Raw genomic sequence first — 269 nt, 5'->3', positions numbered from 1 at the left:
TCACAATTAGGGCATATTGGTGCGGGAGCACATCCGGATCTGCAGAATGGAGAGCTTCCTGTTGGGCCATCAGCAATCAATATACAATCAAAATCTTTCACTCCCGAAGGTTTTAAAGATACCGTAACACCTCGTGAAATGACGGTTACTGAAATTCACAGAACGATACAGGATTACAGACAGGCTGCTCAAAATGCAAAAGATGCTGGCTTTGATGGCATTGAGATTCATGCAATAGCAGGCATGCTTATCCCACAATTTCTTAGCAA

Annotated in this window: 1 protein-coding gene; it reads left to right on the top strand. The window is 43.1% G+C overall.

The features are described from left to right. On the top strand, positions 1-269 hold a 269-nt coding region (locus tag SB752_RS32535; RefSeq protein ID WP_486320408.1), incomplete at both ends, for an oxidoreductase.

It is taken from the genome of Brevibacillus sp. SIMBA_040, assembly GCF_046535075.1.
Classification (GTDB): domain Bacteria; phylum Bacillota; class Bacilli; order Brevibacillales; family Brevibacillaceae; genus Brevibacillus.
This window is presented reverse-complemented; position numbering and strand designations above follow the sequence as displayed.